The organism is Microbacterium sp. GCS4 (assembly GCF_001262495.1).
Lineage (GTDB): Bacteria > Actinomycetota > Actinomycetes > Actinomycetales > Microbacteriaceae > Microbacterium.
Map to the genome: position 1 here is coordinate 1096440 of NZ_LGYE01000001.1, position 17142 is coordinate 1113581.

At 69.8% G+C, this 17142-nt stretch carries 13 protein-coding genes; 5 read left to right on the forward strand and 8 right to left on the reverse strand.

Annotated features, from left to right (window positions below; translation table 11 throughout):
- Positions 1-47: 47 nt before the first annotated feature.
- Positions 48-449 carry a VOC family protein gene (locus tag AKH00_RS05340; RefSeq protein WP_050721610.1) on the forward strand — a complete coding sequence of 134 codons (402 nt, stop codon included), beginning with the start codon at positions 48-50 and terminating at the stop codon, positions 447-449.
- 170 nt (positions 450-619) lie between these two features.
- Here the strand turns inward: AKH00_RS05340 and sucD are convergent, their stop codons facing one another.
- Both sucD and sucC read right to left on the reverse strand, forming a co-directional pair.
- Positions 620-1522 carry a succinate--CoA ligase subunit alpha gene (sucD, locus tag AKH00_RS05345; protein WP_050721611.1) on the reverse strand — a complete coding sequence of 301 codons (903 nt, stop codon included), beginning with the start codon at positions 1520-1522 and terminating at the stop codon, positions 620-622.
- A gap of 18 nt (positions 1523-1540) precedes the next feature.
- Positions 1541-2707: an ADP-forming succinate--CoA ligase subunit beta gene (gene sucC / locus AKH00_RS05350; protein WP_050721612.1), complete on the reverse strand. Its 1167-nt coding sequence runs from the start codon at positions 2705-2707 to the stop codon at positions 1541-1543.
- Between the two features lie 142 nt (positions 2708-2849).
- On the opposite strand from sucC, the gene AKH00_RS05355 reads away from it, so the two are divergent.
- Together AKH00_RS05355 and AKH00_RS05360 are read left to right on the forward strand one after the other, a co-directional pair.
- Positions 2850-3512 carry a TetR/AcrR family transcriptional regulator gene (locus AKH00_RS05355; RefSeq protein WP_050721613.1) on the forward strand — a complete coding sequence of 221 codons (663 nt, stop codon included), beginning with the start codon at positions 2850-2852 and terminating at the stop codon, positions 3510-3512.
- A gap of 97 nt (positions 3513-3609) precedes the next feature.
- On the forward strand, positions 3610-4845 hold the full coding sequence (locus tag AKH00_RS05360) for an acyl-CoA dehydrogenase family protein (RefSeq protein WP_050721614.1): 1236 nt from the start codon (positions 3610-3612) through the stop codon (positions 4843-4845).
- Positions 4846-4878: 33 nt separating this feature from the next.
- Here the strand turns inward: AKH00_RS05360 and AKH00_RS05365 are convergent, their stop codons facing one another.
- Complete coding sequence (locus AKH00_RS05365) at positions 4879-5364, reverse strand: hypothetical protein (RefSeq protein WP_050721615.1); 486 nt, start codon at positions 5362-5364, stop codon at positions 4879-4881.
- Positions 5365-5405: 41 nt separating this feature from the next.
- Between AKH00_RS05365 and AKH00_RS05370 the strand changes: the two genes are divergently transcribed.
- Positions 5406-6878 carry a phytoene desaturase family protein gene (locus AKH00_RS05370; RefSeq protein WP_050721616.1) on the forward strand — a complete coding sequence of 491 codons (1473 nt, stop codon included), beginning with the start codon at positions 5406-5408 and terminating at the stop codon, positions 6876-6878.
- A gap of 16 nt (positions 6879-6894) precedes the next feature.
- Positions 6895-7938 (forward strand): ATP-dependent DNA ligase, encoded by a 1044-nt coding sequence (locus AKH00_RS05375; RefSeq protein ID WP_050721617.1) that lies wholly within the window; start codon positions 6895-6897, stop codon positions 7936-7938.
- Between the two features lie 106 nt (positions 7939-8044).
- On the opposite strand, the gene ligD is transcribed toward AKH00_RS05375, so the two are convergent.
- From ligD to AKH00_RS05400, 5 genes are all read right to left on the reverse strand, one after another.
- Positions 8045-9112: a non-homologous end-joining DNA ligase gene (gene ligD, locus AKH00_RS05380; protein WP_050721618.1), complete on the reverse strand. Its 1068-nt coding sequence runs from the start codon at positions 9110-9112 to the stop codon at positions 8045-8047.
- A 64-nt stretch (positions 9113-9176) separates the two neighbouring features.
- Entirely contained in the window at positions 9177-10349 is a 1173-nt protein-coding gene (locus AKH00_RS05385) for an SseB family protein (protein ID WP_050721619.1), read from the reverse strand.
- A 26-nt stretch (positions 10350-10375) separates the two neighbouring features.
- On the reverse strand, positions 10376-12829 hold the full coding sequence (locus tag AKH00_RS05390; protein ID WP_050721620.1) for an ATP-dependent helicase: 2454 nt from the start codon (positions 12827-12829) through the stop codon (positions 10376-10378).
- 99 nt (positions 12830-12928) lie between these two features.
- Positions 12929-16024 (reverse strand): lamin tail domain-containing protein, encoded by a 3096-nt coding sequence (locus tag AKH00_RS05395; RefSeq protein ID WP_050721621.1) that lies wholly within the window; start codon positions 16022-16024, stop codon positions 12929-12931.
- Between the two features lie 131 nt (positions 16025-16155).
- Positions 16156-17142, reverse strand: a complete 987-nt coding sequence (locus AKH00_RS05400; RefSeq protein ID WP_050722067.1) for a glycerophosphodiester phosphodiesterase family protein — start codon at positions 17140-17142, stop codon at positions 16156-16158.

A 17142-nucleotide genomic window follows, 5' to 3' on the forward strand; every position in this document is an offset into this window, starting at 1 on the left:
TTCTAGTCACGCAGCTATACAAACATGTTGTATGTAAAGGAGAGGTCATGGAGATCACGAGCTTCTACCCGGTCCTGATGGTCGACGACGTCGAGGAGTCGGCGCGTTTCTATCGCGAGGAGCTGGGCTTCGAGACCACGTTCGAGGCGGACTGGTACATCAGTCTGCGGTTCGAGGGCGGCGAGCTGGCGATCCTCGACCGTCGGCACGAGACGATTCCCGAGGGCTTCCGTAAAACCGTGCGGGGACTGCTTCTCAACGTCGAGGTGACGGATGCCACCGCCGAGTATGCGCGTCTGATCCGAGGTCGCGGGCTCCGCGAACTCCTGCCGCTGTGCGACGAGTCCTTCGGGCAGCGGCACTTCATCGTCGAGGCTCCGGGCGGCGTGCTCATCGACGTGATCGAGGAGATCGAGCCATCCCCCGAGTTCGCCGCCGCGTTCGCCTGACAGCATCCGTCTCGGTGCGAGAACTCTCAGAAGACACGAACCGCGCATCGCTGGCCGAGAGCGCCCGAGATTCCTGTCGACCGGCGAATCCGTGATGGGGCGCGCGCGGCCACCGGGCATGAGAAAGGCCCCGGGGTGGAGCCCGGGGCCTTCTCGTACAGCTTAGCGCGTCAGAGCGACTCGACGATCTCGCGCATCAGGGCGGCGGTCTCGGACGGCGTCTTGCCGACCTTGACGCCGGCGGCCTCGAGGGCCTCCTTCTTGGCCTGCGCGGTGCCGGCGGAGCCCGACACGATGGCGCCGGCGTGGCCCATGGTCTTGCCCTCGGGCGCCGTGAAGCCCGCGACGTAGCCGACGACCGGCTTCGTGACGTGCGCCTTGATGTAGTCGGCCGCGCGCTCCTCGGCGTCGCCGCCGATCTCGCCGATCATGACGATCGCCTTGGTCTCGGGGTCGGCCTCGAACGCGGCGAGCGCGTCGATGTGCGTGGTGCCGATGACCGGGTCGCCGCCGATGCCGATGGCGGTCGAGAAGCCGAGGTCGCGCAGCTCGAACATCATCTGGTAGGTCAGGGTGCCCGACTTCGACACGAGGCCGATCGGGCCCTTGCCGGTGATGTTCGCCGGCGTGATGCCCACGAGCGCCTCGCCGGGCGTGATGATGCCGGGGCAGTTCGGCCCGATGATGCGGGTCTTGTTCCCCTTGCTCTGCGCGTAGGCCCAGGCCTCGGCCGAATCGCCGACGGGCACGCCCTCGGTGATCACGACGAGCAGCGGGATCTCGGCGTCGATGGCCTCGATCATCGCGTCCTTCGTGAAGGCGCCGGGCACGAAGGCGATCGACACGTCGGCGCCGGTCTCCTTCATGGCCTCGGCGACCGAGCCGAAGACGGGGAGCTCGACGGCGTTGCCGTCCTTGTCGGTGTGGGAGACCGTCGTGCCGGCCTTGCGGGCGTTGACGCCGCCCACGACCTGGGTGCCGGCCTTGAGCATCAGCGCGGTGTGCTTGGTGCCCTCACCGCCGGTGATGCCCTGGACGATGACCTTGGAGTCCTTGTTGAGGTAGATCGACATTCTTCTCGTCCTTCAGTCTCAGGCGTTGGCGAGCTCGGCGGCCTTGTCGGCGCCCTCGTCCATGGTGGCGGCCAGGGTCACGAGCGGGTGCGCGTACTCCGCGAGGATCGCGCGTCCCTCCTCGACGCGGTTGCCGTCGAGGCGCACGACGAGCGGCTTGGAGGCCGCGGAGCCGAGGGTCTCGAGGGCGCCCTTGATGCCGTTGGCGACGGCGTCGCACGCCGTGATGCCGCCGAAGACGTTCACGAACACGCTCTTGACCTGCGGGTCGCCGAGGATGACGTCGAGGCCGTTGGCCATGACCTCCGCCGAGGCGCCGCCGCCGATGTCGAGGAAGTTCGCGGGCTTGACCCCGTTGTGGTTCTCACCGGCGTACGCGACGACGTCGAGCGTCGACATCACGAGACCCGCGCCGTTGCCGATGATGCCGACCTCGCCGTCGAGCTTGACGTAGTTGAGGCCCGACTTCTTGGCCTTCGCCTCGAGCGGGTCGGCGGCGTCCTTGTCCTCGAGCTCCTCGTGCTCCGGGTGGCGGATCTCCGAGGCGTTGTCGTCGAGCGTGACCTTGCCGTCGAGCGCGATGATGTCGCCCTCCTCGGTGCGGACGAGCGGGTTGACCTCGACGAGCGTCGCGTCCTCGCCCTTGTAGACGTCGAACAGCTTCACGAACACGTCGGAGACCTTCTCGACGAGGTCTTCAGGGAACTTCGCGGCGCGAGCGATCTCGACCGCCTTCTCCTTGTCGATGCCGGTGAGCGGGTTGACCTCGACGCGCGCGAGCGCCTCGGGACGCTCGACGGCGAGCTCCTCGATCTCCATGCCGCCCTCGACCGAGCACAGGCTCAGGTAGGAGCGGTTGGCGCGGTCGAGCAGCACGGAGAAGTAGAACTCCTCGGCGATGCGCGCGCCCTGCGCGACCATGACGCGCTTGACGACGTGGCCCTTGATGTCGAGGCCGAGGATGGCCTTCGCGGCCTCGTACGCCTCGTCGGGGGTCTTGGCGACCTTGACGCCGCCGGCCTTGCCCCGGCCACCGGTCTTCACCTGAGCCTTGACGACGACGACGCCGCCGATCTTCTCGGCCGCCGCCCTCACCTCTTCGGGGGTGTCCGCGACGATGCCGGCGAGGACCGGCACTCCGTACTTCTCGAAAACGTCTCGTGCCTGGTACTCGTACAGATCCACTGTGGTTCCTTCACTGGGCTGCTGTCTGGTAATTCTCTCGATGTCGAGACATCGACCAGTCCCCCAGCCTACTACCTCGGCCTGGACGTCTCGGAGCGTCGCAACCACTGGCGCGAGGCCGTCGAGGTTCTAGGCTTTCGCTATGCGAGACTTCACCGATTCGCGCGACGCCGTCGTCGCCGCCGCTCTCGAGCTGTTCCAGACGCAGGGCTTCGACCAGACCTCGGTCGAGCAGATCGCCAAGGCCGCCGGCGTCTCCCGGTCGACGTTCTTCCGCCAGTTCGGCGGCAAGGAGGACGTGGTCTTCGCCGACCACGAGGTCATGCTCGACCAGCTGCGCGAGTTCCTCGCCGAGGGGCACGACGACCCGTGGGGCGCGGTGTGCGCGGCATCCGAGTCGGTGTTCGCCCATTTCGCACGCGACCCCGAGCTCGCGCGCCGGCGCTATCAGGTGGTCCGGCAGGTGCCGGTGCTGCGGGAACGCGAGATCATCACGGTGTTCCGCTACGAGCGCCTGTTCGACGAGTACCTGCGCAGCGCGCTACCGGGTGTGGATCCGCTGGATGCGGTCGGCTTCGCCGCCCTTGTCACGGCGGTGCACAACCATGTGCTGCGCCAGCTGCTGCGCGGACGCAAGAAGGTGCCGCTCGCGACGCTGCAGACCGCTCTGGCCGATGTGCGTCGTCGCTACGGGGTCCCCGCGGAGGCCGAGACGGGCGCGCCGGACGACGTCGTCGTCGCGGTCTTCCCGCGGTCGATGCCGGTCGCGGAGATCACGCGACGGCTGCGCTCACAGCTCGACTGAGCAGGCCCTGCCGCACGCGGTCGTGCGGTCCGCCGCATCCTTCGTCGTGAAACCGAGTTTCGAGGAGTACGATACTCAGGTCCACGAAGGAGTCCTCATGAGCACCGCAGCTTCCCCGATCCCCGGCGAGAGCGTGTCGTCGTACGACGTCACCGGACGCCAGGACAGCGACTACTACGCCGTCTTCGCCGACATCCCCGCCGCCGACCGCGAGGCCTGGGAGCGCGCCAAGGCATACATCGACGAGGTCGGCCCGCAGATGGCCGAGGCCTGGGACCGCGCGGAGTACCCGCTCGACGCCGCCCGACGGATGGGCGAGATGGACCTCGTGGTCGATGGGATCGAGCATCCCTCCCTCACGCGCCTCTCCCCTCTCGCCGCCGGCCTGGTCAACATGGAGATCTCCCGCGGCGACGGGTCACTGGGCACGGTTCTGGCCGTGCAGGGCGGCCTCGCGCTGCGCACGCTCGCACTCTTCGGCTCTCCGGCGCAGCAGGAGCGCTGGCTCACCGGGCTCGCGGACGGATCGGTCCTGGGTTCGTTCGCGCTCACCGAACCCGACCACGGCTCCGACTCCGTCTCGCTCGAGACCGTGGCCCGCCGCGACGGTGAGGAGTGGGTGATCCGCGGTGCGAAGAAGTGGATCGGCAACGGCGCCTCCGGAGGCATCACGTTCGTGTGGGCGCGCGTCGACGACGAGTCCGCCGCCGAGCACGGTGCGGTGCGCTGCTTCCTCGTCGAGCAGGAGACCGCCGGCTACACCGGCACTGTGATCCCCGGCAAGGCCTCGCTGCGCGCGATCCACCAGGCGCACATCCGCCTCGACGACGTCCGCGTGCCGCTGGACGCCGTGCTGCCGGGGACGAAGAGCTTCAAGGACGCGTCGACCGTGCTGTACGCCACCCGCTCGGGCGTCGCCTGGTCGGCGCTGGGCCACGCCACCGCCTGCTACGAGGCGTCCCTCGCCTACGCGACGCAGCGCGTGCAGTTCGGCAAGCCCCTCGCGAAGTTCCAGATGGTGCAGGAGCGCCTCACGCACATGCTCGAGGACCTCACGGCCATGCAGCTGTACTGCCGCCGCCTGGCCGACCTCGAGACGGCGGGCGAACTGCGCCCCACCCAGGCCTCGCTGGCGAAATTCCACAACACCCGCGCGGCCCGACGCGTCGCGGGCATCGCCCGGGACCTGCTCGGCGGCAACGGCATCCTGCTCGAGAACGGCGTGATGCAGCACATGGCCGACATCGAGGCGATCCACACCTACGAGGGCACCGAGAGCGTGCAGGCGCTGCTGCTCGGCCGGGACATCACCGGGATGAGCGCGTTCGTCTGAGTGCGGCCGGACGCGTGCGGCGACAGACGTCCGTCAGTCGCAGCCGCAGCCGCCGGCGGGTGTCTTGACCATGAAGCAGACGTCGCACACGCCGTAGTCGCGCTCGGCGGGCTTGGGCGCCGCCGCGACGCGCGGGGCTGCCGCCGCCCGCGGCGTCGACGCGCGCTTGGCCTTGACGGGTGCGATCGGGCGGAACTCGCTCGGGTGTGTCACGTAGAAGTACGGCGCGCGGCCCTCGCTCGCGCGGAGACGCAGGGGCGCGGAGCCCACCACGACGATCTCGTCCTCGGCGAAGCCGTTCGTGTAGGTCTTGCCGATGTGGAGACTCGCGCCGGGGCCGCGACGGATCGCCTCGATGTACCGACCGCGGTCGATGTAGGAGGAGATTCCGACGGCATCCGTGATCGCCGTGATGAACTCGTGGTTCTCTTCGGCGATGCGGTGCGCACGGAGCGCCTCACGCAGGGAGCGGTACGGACGGGAGGTTCCGGTGGGGGTCGGGCCCTGGACTTCGTTCATCCCTTCAAGGATCTCACGACCCGACGTGGAAGACTGGCCGCATGGTTCGTGCGACGATCATCGGATCCGGCCCGAACGGCCTCGCGGCGGCGGTCGCCCTCGCGAGAGCCGGGTACGAGGTGCGCGTGCTCGAAGCCGCCGACACGATCGGCGGCGGCGTTCGCAGCCTCGAGAGCACCCTGCCGGGGTTCCTCCACGACGTGTGCTCGGCCGTGCACCCCGCGGCCCTCGCCTCGCCGTTCTTCCAGGCGTTCGGACTCGGCGAACGGATCGACTGGATCGTGCCCGACATCTCGTACGCGCATCCCCTCGACGGCGGTCGCGCCGGTGTCGCCTGGCGCGACATCGAGAAGACCGCCGCAGGGCTCGGCGCCGACGGGAAGGCGTGGCTCGCACTGCTGCGCCCGTTGAGCCGCCACATCGAGGGCGTCGTGGACTTCACCGGCAACCAGATGCTGCGAGTGCCCCGCGACCCCGTCATCGCGGCGCGCTTCGCGCTGCGGATGCTGGATCAGGGAACGCCCCTCGCGAAGCGGGCGTTCCGCACAGAGGAGGCCGCGGGCTTGATCTCGGGCGTCCTCGCCCATGCTCCCGCACGGATGCCGTCGCTCGCCGCCTCCGCCGCCGGCCTGCTGCTCGCCGCGCAGGGGCATGCCGGCGGCTGGATGTACCCGCGCGGAGGCGCGCAGCGCATCGCCGACGCCCTGGTCGCGGACGTCGACGCGCACGGTGGATCCGTCGAGACCGGGCACCACGTCACCGACCTCGGCGATCTCAACTGGGGCGACCCGGACTCCGGCGATCTGCTGATGCTGAACACCTCGCCGCGCCTGCTGCTCACCCACCCGGACATCCCGAACCGCTATGCCCGCGCGATCCAGCGCTACCGCTACGGCGCGGCCGCCGCGAAGGTCGACTTCGCCCTCGACGGCCCCGTGCCGTGGACGAATGCCGACGTCGCTCAGGCACCCACCGTGCACGTGGGCGGCACCAGGGCCGAGGTGGCCGCCAGCGAGAACGCGGTCGCCCGCGGCCGCGTCAGCGAGCGTCCGTACGTCCTCACGGTTCAGCCGTCCGTGTTCGACCCGAGCCGCGCCCCTGAGGGCAAGGCCGTGCTGTGGGCGTACATCCATGTGCCCGCCAACTCCGACCTCGACCCGACCGAGCTCGTCGCTCGCCAGGTCGAGCGCTTCGCCCCGGGGTTCCGCGACCGCGTCCTCGCGCACCACGCCGTGCCCGCCTCGTCGCGCGAGGCGATCAACCCCGCCGAGATCGGCGGGGACATCCTCGGCGGCGCGTTCACGCTCCCGCAGGCGATCCGACGGCCCGTCCTGAGCACCGCGCCATGGCGCACACCGATGCGCGGCGTGTACCTCGCCTCCGCGTCGACGCCACCGGGCCCAGGGGTGAACGGCATGGCGGGCTGGCACGCGGCCCGCACCGCCCTCCGCGACGCCGGGGAACGCGTCACTCTCGACGAGCTGTTCGATCCCCCTTCTGCCGCCGCTCTCTGACGGCCAGGATGGGGTCATGCGCTATGAGATCCCCTCCCCCATGCTGGCCAAGGCCGCGGCATCGGTCCCCGATCCCACGAAGACGCCGGGAGGCCTGCTGTTCGAGCCGAAGTGGGACGGGTTCCGCGGGCTGATCGCGTGGGACGGCGAGACCGTGGAGATCGGTTCGCGCGGCGCGAAGCCGCTGACCCGCTACTTCCCCGAACTCGTCGAGGCGATCCCCCGGCTGCTCCCCGGGCCGTGCCTGCTCGACGGTGAGATCGTGGTCGCGACCGGGGCGCCGGGGGCGCAGCGGCTCGACTGGGAGGCGCTCAGCCAGCGCATCCACCCGGCCGCCTCCCGTGTCGCGAAGCTCTCGGAGGAGACGCCGGCGATGTTCATCGCGTTCGATCTGCTCGCCGAGGGCGACGAAGACCTCCGCGAGACGCCGTTCTCGGAGCGCCGCGCCCGACTCGAGAAGCGCCTCTCCGGCGTGGACCATCCGCTGCACATCACCCGGACCACCCGAGATCGCGACGCCGCGGTGCGCTGGCTCTCGGAGTTCGAGGGCGCGGGGCTCGACGGCGTCGTCGCCAAGCCCCTCGACCAGCCCTACGCCCCGGGCAAGCGCACGCTCGTGAAGGTCAAGCACGCGCGCACCGCCGACGTCGTGGCGCTCGGCTACCGCATCCACAAGTCCGGGTCCGGTGTGGGGTCGCTGCTCGTCGGCCTCTACGACGCCGACGGTACGCTGCGCCAGGTGGGCGGTGTCGCGGCGTGGAGCGACAAGCGCCGCCAGGAGCTCGTCGACGAGTTGGCCCCGCTCGTCGAACGCGACGACCTCGGCGAGGCGGTGAAGGGCGAGGGCGAGCGCTCGCGCTTCAGCGGCGCGAAGGACGTGTCGTTCGTGCGTTTGCGTCCCGAACTCGTGCTCGAAGTGCGCTACGACCAGCTGGAGGGCTCACGGTTCCGGCACACGGTGCAGTTCGAGCGCTGGCGGCACGATCGCGAGGCGCGCTCGTGCACGTATGAGCAGCTCGAGACCGTCGCGGGCTACGACCTCGCCGACGTGATCGGCTGATCCGCCCCGCCGCGCCCGTCACACCGCCCGTCTATTTCTGCCATATGGCACAAGTAGACGAGGCGTTTGCGTCGTACTGCAGAAATAGACGGGTCGGGGGTGGGGATCAGGCGTCGACGGGGTCGCCGTTCTCGTCCCAATGCGCCGCGACCTTCTTGCTCGGCTGCACGCGCGGCGGCTCCCCCGGCATCTTCGGGAACTCCGGCGGGAAGGACAGCTCGCCCAGGCCGTCGGCGACATCGCGCTCCCACCAGTCCAGCAGCGTGTCGATGCGACCCGGGTTCGCCTGCATGTCCACCCACGGGTCGCCGACGTCCTCCAGCCGCGCGGGGATGCTGCGCACCGTGAACGCCGCCGGGTCGAGGCCGTCGAGCTCCTCCCAGTGCACGGGAGTCGAGACCGTGGCACGCGGGAGCGCGCGCGGGCTGTAGGCACCCGCCATCGTGCGGTCGCGGTTCGCCTGGTTGAAGTCGATGAAGATGCGCTCGCCGCGCTCCTCCTTCCACCAGTTCATCGTCACCTGCTCGGGCATCCGGCGCTCCAGCTCACGACCCGCGGCGATCACCGCGTGCCGCACGTCGAGGAACTCGTGCTCCGGGAGGATCGGCGCGAACACATGCAGTCCGCGGTTGCCGCTCGTCTTCGCGAACGCCTCGAGTCCCGCCTCGCGGAGCACCTCGCGGAGCGTGTGCGCCGCCGTCACGGCATCCGCGAAGGTGGTGCCCGGCTGCGGGTCGAGGTCGATGCGGAGCTCGACGGGGTTGTCGGGATCGGTCGCGAGAGACGCCCAGGGGTGGAAGACGATCGTGTTCATCTGCGCAGCCCAGACGATCGCGCTCGGACGGTTCAGCACGATCTGCGGATGCCGTCTCCCGCTGTTGTACGTCACGGTCACGGCATCCACGAAGTCGGGGGTGCCCTTGGGCGGGTTCTTCGAGAAGAAGCCGTCCGGGCGTGATCCTGCCGAGCCGACGCCGTCGCGGAAGCGCTCCAGCGACACGGGGCGGTTGCCGTTGGCCGCGAGGAAGGGCCCGCTCACGATCTGGAAGTACTCCGCGAGCTCGGCCTTGGTGATGCCGGCATCGGGCCACACCAGCTTGTTCGGACTCGACAGCACGACCTCGCGGTCGCCATCGGGATCGGCGACGGTCAGGGTCACGCGTTCGGAGGCCATGCTCCGACCCTAGGGGTCCGGTGCGACACACGGTAGCCCCGCGGCGCGCGCGGGGCGGGAGATGTCAGTCGCCGAGATCGACGGCGAGCACGAGCACCGGGGCGAGCGCCTCGCGCTCGACGACGAGTGTCGGACCGGCCGAATCGATGATCACGCCGGCCATCTCCGAGTGACTCGCCAGAAGCTTGGCGAGCTGCTCGGGATCGAACGGCAGCGGGCGGTCGCCACGACCCAGGGCGATGACCTCGAGGGGATGCGAGAACAGCTGCAGGAAGCGCCGACCGTCCGTGGTCTGCGCCTCGGCGATGCCCGGCTGCCCCGTGCCCGCACCCTCGTTCACCGCCACCCACATGCGCTTGCTCGCGAGCGCCTCGCCCACCTTGACCGCGGTGTCCTGCGCGCGGGGCGTCGCGAGGATCGACTTGACGGTCATCTCCACGTCGGCCTGCTCCAGGGTCTTCTCGAGCAGCTCGGTCGGGAACACCACGCGGTGCGGGGCCGAGGCGTTGTCGACGATCAGCCCGGCGAAGTCGCCGACGACGACCTGCTGCAGCACCGAGGTGACCGGTTGGGCGACCGCCGAGGTCGCGGTCGGATCCTTCTCGAGCTGCACGGAGTCGCGGACGGCCGCGGCCGAGCTGAACGCGAGCATGAACTGACGCTCACCGTCGCGGACGACGGCGACCGAGAGCGGCTTACCCTCGCTGATCTGCGCACGCGCATCGCCGTTCACGCGGATGTAGAGGTGGCCCTGCAGGGCCTGGCGAAGCACACCGAGGAGCTGCTCGTTCGAGGCACCCTGTTCGATCTCCGCGAGGGCTTCGCGGAGCAGCACGTTGTCCTTCATCCCCGCGACGGTCTCGGTCTGCTCGGGCGGCAGCGGGGACGCGAGCGGGAGACGCCGCTCGGGCGCCGCCTCGACGACCGGGGCGGTCGACACGGGGGCCGCGGGTGCGCCGGAGACGCCGAACGCGCCGGAGGAGGGGGCGGGCTCGTCCGCCGGGAGCGAGACCGCGGGGCCCGCCTGCGCGCCGACCCCCCGGAACGCCTGCACCGAGATACCGATGGCCGGGGCGGCCTCGACCGGCTCGACAGCTTCGGACGACTCGGCAGCCTCAGGCGACTCCGCGGGGACTTCGGACTCGGCCGATGCCTCGGCGGATCCGGTCGCGTCCGTCTCGTTCGGGTCGGCGACGACGTCGTCAGCGGACTTCTTGCGGCGGGAGAAGAGGGCCATATCAGCCAGCCTAACCCGCAGAGCCTCTAGATCTTCTCGATCGGCGCGACCTTGATCAGCAGCTTCTTCTGCCCGGCGGAGTCGAACCGCACGTGCGCGATGCGCTTGGCCCCCTCGCCTGTCACCGCATCGACCCGCCCCTCGCCGAAGTCCGCATGACGGATGCGATCCCCGGCTTCCAGTTCGAGATCGCCGTTGTCGCGCATCTTGGCCGTCACCCGGTTCGGGAACTTGTCCATCGCGGTCGACAGCGGCTTCAGGGAATCGCGGCCGGGCAGCGGCTTGACGCCGAAGCGGTCGTTCGAGCCGCTCCCTCCGAAGCCACCCGCACGGCGGGCGTTCAACGCGCGGGACTGCATACCGCCGCGGGAGTTCACGTCTCCCGGCGACTGGCGCCAGTCGATGAGTCCTGCCGGGATCTCCTGCAGGAAGCGACTGGGCATCGCGACCGAGACCTCGCCGAACTGCGCACGGGTCATCGCGAGCGACAGGTGCAGGCGCTTGCGCGCACGGGTGATGCCGACGTAGAAAAGCCGGCGCTCCTCCTGCGGTCCCCCGGGCTCCCCCGCCGAGATCCGATGCGGGATGAGGTCCTCCTCGACGCCGGTCACGAACACCGCGTCGTACTCGAGCCCCTTGGCCGTGTGCATCGTCATGAGCGACACCGTGCCGGACTCGTCGTCGAGGTCGTCGGCATCCGACACCAGAGCGACCTCCGTGAGGAAGTCGACGATCGTGCCCTCGGGGTTATTGCGTGCGAAGTCGCGCGCGACGGCGACGAACTCGTCGAGGTTCTCGACGCGCGCCTCGTCCTGGGGATCGCGACTCGCGCGGAGCGCGTCCAGGTAGCCGCTCTTCGACAGCAGCACGCTGAGACCGTCGGCGACAGAGGTGGGAGGGGGGACCTCGCCGGAGGCGGGCAGCATGATCTCGGTGGCCTCGGCCAGCGTGGCGTCGAGCTGCGCGATCCCCGCCTGGATCTTCGGGCCGACGCCGAGCTGTCCAGGCACCGAGAGAGCCTGCCGGAACGTGATGTCATGGTCTTCGGCGAACCGGGCGATCGCGGTCTCGGTGACGTCGCCGATGCCGCGACGAGGCTTGTTGAGGATGCGGCGGACCGCCATCTCGTCGGCCGGGTTCGCGACAGCGACCAGGTAGGCCAGTGCGTCCTTGATCTCGGCACGCTCGTAGAACTTCGTGCCGCCCATGATCTTGTACGGCACGGCAGAGCGGATGAAGATCTCCTCCAGCGCGCGGGACTGCGAGTTGGTGCGGTAGAAGACGGCCATCTCGGCGTAGGGCATTCCTGCACGCCTCAGCGCCTCGACCTCGTCGGCGACGAACTGGGCCTCGTCGTGCTGCGAGTATCCCGTGAAGCCGATGATCTTGTCGCCGTCTCCCTTGTCGCTCCAGAGCTTCTTGTCCTTGCGGTCGAAGTTGTTGCCGATCACGGAGTTCGCCGCCGACAGGATGTTCTGCGTCGAGCGATAGTTCTGCTCGAGCAGGACGACCCGCGCACCCGGGAAGTCGCGCTCGAACTCGCTGATGTTGCGGATGTCGGCGCCGCGGAACGCGTAGATGGACTGATCGGAGTCGCCGACGACGGTGAGCGACGCACCCTCCAGCTCCGGCGTCGTCTCCGGCTCGAAGATCATCATGCCGTTCGAGGCATACGGGTCGGGGGCGTCGCCGGACACGGGCCTCGTCAGCTCGTGGATGAGCGCATACTGGGCATGGTTCGTGTCCTGGTACTCGTCGACGAGGATGTGCCGGAAGCGGCGGCGGTACGTGTCGGCGACCTGCGGGAACGCCCGGAACAGATAGACCGTCTGCCCGATCAGGTCGTCGAAGTCGAAGGCGTTGGCCTTCTGCAGCTGTCGCTGGTAATCCGTGAACAACTCCACGAAGATCCGCTCGGCGGGGTCGCTCATGTTCGCCTGGCGCGCGTAGGCCTCGGCATCCGACAGCTCGTTCTTGAGCTTGGAGATGCGGCCCTGCACGGATGCCGGCGTCAGGCCGTAGGCGTCGGCCTCGTGCTCCTTGACGAGGCGCTTGATGAGTGCGCGCGAGTCTCCCGAGTCGTAGATCGTGAACGACTTCGTGAACCCGAACTGCTGGGCCTCGCGGCGGAGGATCCGCACGCACGCCGAGTGGAAGGTCGAGATCCACATGCCGCGCGCCGCGTCGCCGATGATCCCCTCGACGCGTTCGCGCATCTCGCCCGCGGCCTTGTTCGTGAAGGTGATCGCGAGGATCTGGCTCGGCCACGCCTCGCGCGAGCGCAGCAGCGAGGCGATGCGCCGCGTGAGCACGCTGGTCTTGCCCGACCCCGCGCCCGCGACGATGAGCAGCGCCGGACCGCGATAGGTCACGGCCTCGAGCTGCTGGGGGTTGAGGCCGGCCAGGAGGTCGTCCTGGCCCTCGGCTCCCGAGGAGCGCGGGCCGACGGATCCGGGGACGATGAGCGGGGCTTCTGTCATGACCTTAAGAGTCTAGGCGGCGGCACCGACACCGGCGGCTCGGCGGAGACGGGACGGGCGAGACGCGCTATGCGCCCCGCCCACCCGGTGTCGCGCGACCTAGGCGGTCCGGCGGCGACGGCGCACGGCGGCAGCACCCGCCACCATCAGCGCGATCGCCAGCAGGAGGCCGAGCACCGGCATCTCGGCGCCCGTCGCGGCGAGCACGCCGCCCGCCGTGATGCGGATGTCCGCCCAGCCCACGAGCTCGCCGGATGCGGTGTAGATCGCGATGCGATGCGCACCGAGCGGCGCGTCCGTCGGGATCGTGACCGTGAACGTCCCGGCGGCCGAAGCTGCACCACTGGCGAGCAGCACCGGGTCGGAGTACATCCAGACGGCGATGCCCTCCCCGGCGCGGTCGGCGCCGAGGGAGACCGTGACGCGATCGCCGCGACCCGCGACGCTCGGGTTCACGGTCACGCCGTTGCGGTTGTCGTCGGTGAGCGCCGTGCCCGGAAGCGGCGGCGTCTGCCCCGGGCCAGTCCCAGGGTTCGTCCCGGGGTTCTCGCCTCCCGGGTTACCGCCCGTGGTCGTGGGGAGCGTCCCGGTGCGCAGCGCCTCGCTGGCGTAGCCGTCGGCGAACCACCACACCGGGCGCTGGCCGTCCACCGCGAGCGAGGCCGGTGCCGTGGCGAAGCCCTCGTTGTTGATGTCGGGCATCCCGGCGGGGCGAGCGAAGTGCACGATCCCGGGCTCGTCGGTGCCGTTCAGGGTGATCTGGGCCGAGCGTCCCTGGCAGCCGTCGTCGCACACGGCCCACAGCACGCCGAGCACGCTGTCGTAGTCGAGCGCCATGACGCCCGCGAGACCGGGGGCGATCTCCGACACGAGCGTCGCCGAGCCGTCAGCGCCGAGCGCGAACGCGTAGACGTGGCCGTTGTCCTCCACCGCGACGAAGAACAGGCCGCCTCCGTGCCCCGTGTAATCCGCGGAGTCGTAAGCGGCACCGGAGTTCTTGTCGAACAGCCTGCCGTCGAGCGCCGAGTCCGGCACCCACTGCACGGCCTCCATGCCGAGGTTCGCGCCGACAGCGGGCAGCAGCGCGGTGAGGTCCCACTCCTGCTGGGCAACCAGGTCGCCTGCGGCTGCGTCGGGGTCGACCTTCAGCACGGTGTTGAGGTTCACGCCCTTGGCGCTGTTGTCGCGCTCGGAGGCCACGTACACGAAGCCGTCGCCGTCGACCGTGATGCCCTCGGTGTCAGGCCCTGCTGCGGACGGGTTCGCTGCGTCCTTCTGGAAGCGGACGCGCTTGCCCGCTTCCCAGCCCGTGATCGTCGAGAACGAGCCGTCGGCGTGCGCCTCGAGCTTCCAGATACGACCCTCGCCGTTGTCGACGGCCCAGAGGAACGTCCCCTCGGCGGTCTCCTGCACGTCGAGACCCGAGCTGTCCTCCAGGAAGGTCGGGGCGGTGTCCAGCACGCGCACCTCGGCGGAGCCGGGCCACACCGACACCGTGATCTCGCCGGCGCACACGTTGGGCTCGCCCTTCGTCGACTTCTCCGTCACGCCGAAGACCCCCGTCGTGTCGGGGCAGCGGCCCCACGAGGTCGCCGCGTGCCCCTCGCCCCACGTCGTGGAGTCGACGAGCAGGTCGCCGTCGAACACGCGCACCGCGTCGCCCCCGCCCAGTCCGAAGCCGAGGTCGGCGCCCTCGATCACGAGGTAGCCGCCCGCGGCCATCGTGGTGCCCTCAGGGACCGTGTACACGTGCGTGTCGTCATCGTCCTTCACGACGATGCCCGAGACGTCGAGCGCGGCATCCGTCGGATTCACGAGCTCGACCCAGTCGCCGGGCGTCCCGCCGTCGGACTCGACCTCGTTGATGCGCACCGGGTTGCCGCACGCGTTGCGCAGGCCCTTCGTGGACGTCGCGATGTCGAGGAAGTCGCCGGTGCCGTCGGGGCAGCGGGCCAGCACGCCGCCCGCATGCGCGGCGTAGACATGCTCGTCGACGGCGTTGCCGTTCGCATCGCGCAGGGTCGCGGTGTCGCCGCCGCCCAGGCCGAAGACGAAGTTCACGTGCTGATCGAACACGAAGTACGCGCCGGGCTGGAGGACCGTGCCCGCGGGCAGCGGAGTCGTCTCGTCTGCGTGACCGACCGGGTCGTCGTCCATCACGGTCCAGCCGGTCATATCGACGGGCGTGGTGCCGGTGTTGAGCACCTCGATCCAGTCGGTGGCGTCGCCGTTGGACTCGATCTCGTTGATCACGACGTCGGGGACGACGCAGGAGTTCGCCGCTCCCGGCGTCGCGTGGGCGAGGGAGAAGACACCCTGGCCGTCCGGGCAGCGTGCGAGGGTGGCGGCGGCGAAGTCGCCGTCGATAGCGGCGTGGCCGGTCCACGGCAGCGTGTCGTCGATCATCGTGCCCGTGGCGTCGTAGAGACGGATGCGGTCGGCGCTGCCGATCCCGATCGGCTCCCGGAACGGCGTCTCGACACCGTCGACCAGGCCGATGGACGCCTCGTCCACGACGAGGAATTGGCCGGGCGCGATGGATGTGCCGTCGAGGAACTGCCAGCGGTGGTCGTCGGAGTTGTCGCGGATCTCGTAGCCCGAGATGTCGAGGGGCTCGTCGCCCGGGTTGTAGAACTCGACCCAGTCGGCGGGCTGGGAGTCCACTTCGTTGATGACGATCGACCCGCTGACGGGCTCGTTCGAGGGGAAGAAGTTCGCAGCGCCTCTGGTCGACACCGCGGTCGCGGCCCATTCGACGGCGCCGTCGACGTCGCGCGCACCCCAGGTCACGGGGCTGTGGCCGGTCCAGGTCGTCTCGTCGACGATCACGCCGTTCGTGTCGAACAGGCGCACCTTGTCGTCCTTGCCGAGGCCGAAGTCGAACTGACCGGCTCCGGTGACGTCGTCGAGCTGGTCGATCACGAGGTAGGCGCCGGGCTGCACGATCGTCCCCTCGGGGAAGACGTACGAGCTGTCGTCCTTGTCGTCCTTCACGACGAAGCCGCTGAGATCGACCGCGTCCACGGACGTGTTGAGGAACTCGATCCAGTCGCCGGGCGCTCCCCCGTCGGACTCGACCTCGTTGATGCGAATGCCGGCTTCGGCGCCGGTGGCGGACAGGGGGACGGCGAGAAGTGCGGCGGCGCTGAGGGCGCACACCGCCGTGACCGCCGCCGCAGAACGCAGGCGGGACATGGATCTCCTGAGGGGATGCAGACGGATGTGCCCCCAGACCAGCGAGTACGGGTGACCCCGAGGCGTCCCGGGAATGGACTGCGGGTGAACGAGCAGTGGCCGTTCGCCCGACCACCAGTCGAATCCGACGCTCAGCCTCGGAAGAACGCCACACCCAGGTCGGGGTGGTCGACGAAGACGCCGTCGACGCCGGTGCGCGCGATCACACCCCACTCGGCCTCGTAGTCGCCGTAGGCCTCCTTGCCGCCCTCACCGCGGAACTCCTTCGCGAGGAAGCGGTTCTCGGGTCGGCACGTCCACGTGAAGACCTTCAGGCCCCGCGCGTGCGCGTCCGCGACGATCGTGTTGCCCCGCGCCAGGAGCATCTTCTTGTCGACGCTGATGCCGTCGACCGATCCGACGAGGTCGTCCAGGCCCTTCGGCTCGACCGTCGCCTTGTACGTCCTCGCCCTGGTGCCGTGCACCGCGAACTGGTCGTAGGGGCGGCCGCCCGCCTCGATCAGGTAGATGTACGAGGCGGAGATCCCGCGTTCGCGGAGCTGCCCGAGCACGGTCGACTCGAACGACTCGATCACGAGCGGCAGCTCGCCTGCTGCCCAGCCGGACGCGCGCAGGTCGCGCTCGATGAGCGGCGCGAGCGGGAGTCCGATGCTCTCGAAGTAGGTCGCGTGCTTGACCTCGAGCACGACGCCGAGCTCGCGTCCGTGCTCGGCGGAGGCCTCGCGCACGATGTCGAGCACGTCGATCAGGCGGAGGATGCCCTGCCCGCCGTCGAAGCTCGCGCTCGACAGACGCACTTCGGGCAGGCGCTCTCGGCTGCGCAGGGTCGACAGCTCCTCCCACGTGAAGTCCTCGGTGAACCAGCCGGTCAGCGCCTGACCGTCCACGCGCTTGGTCGTCTTGCGGTCCGCGAACTCGGATCGCGTGGCGACGTCGGTCGTTCCGGAGATCTCGTTCTCGTGGCGGACGACGAGCACGCCGTCCTTCGTCGCCACGACGTCGGGTTCGACGGCATCCACCCCCATCGCGAGCGCGAGCTCGTACGAGGAGCGGGTGTGCTCCGGACGGTAGCCGGGCGCACCGCGGTGCCCGATGACGAGGGGGGATTTCCTTGGCAC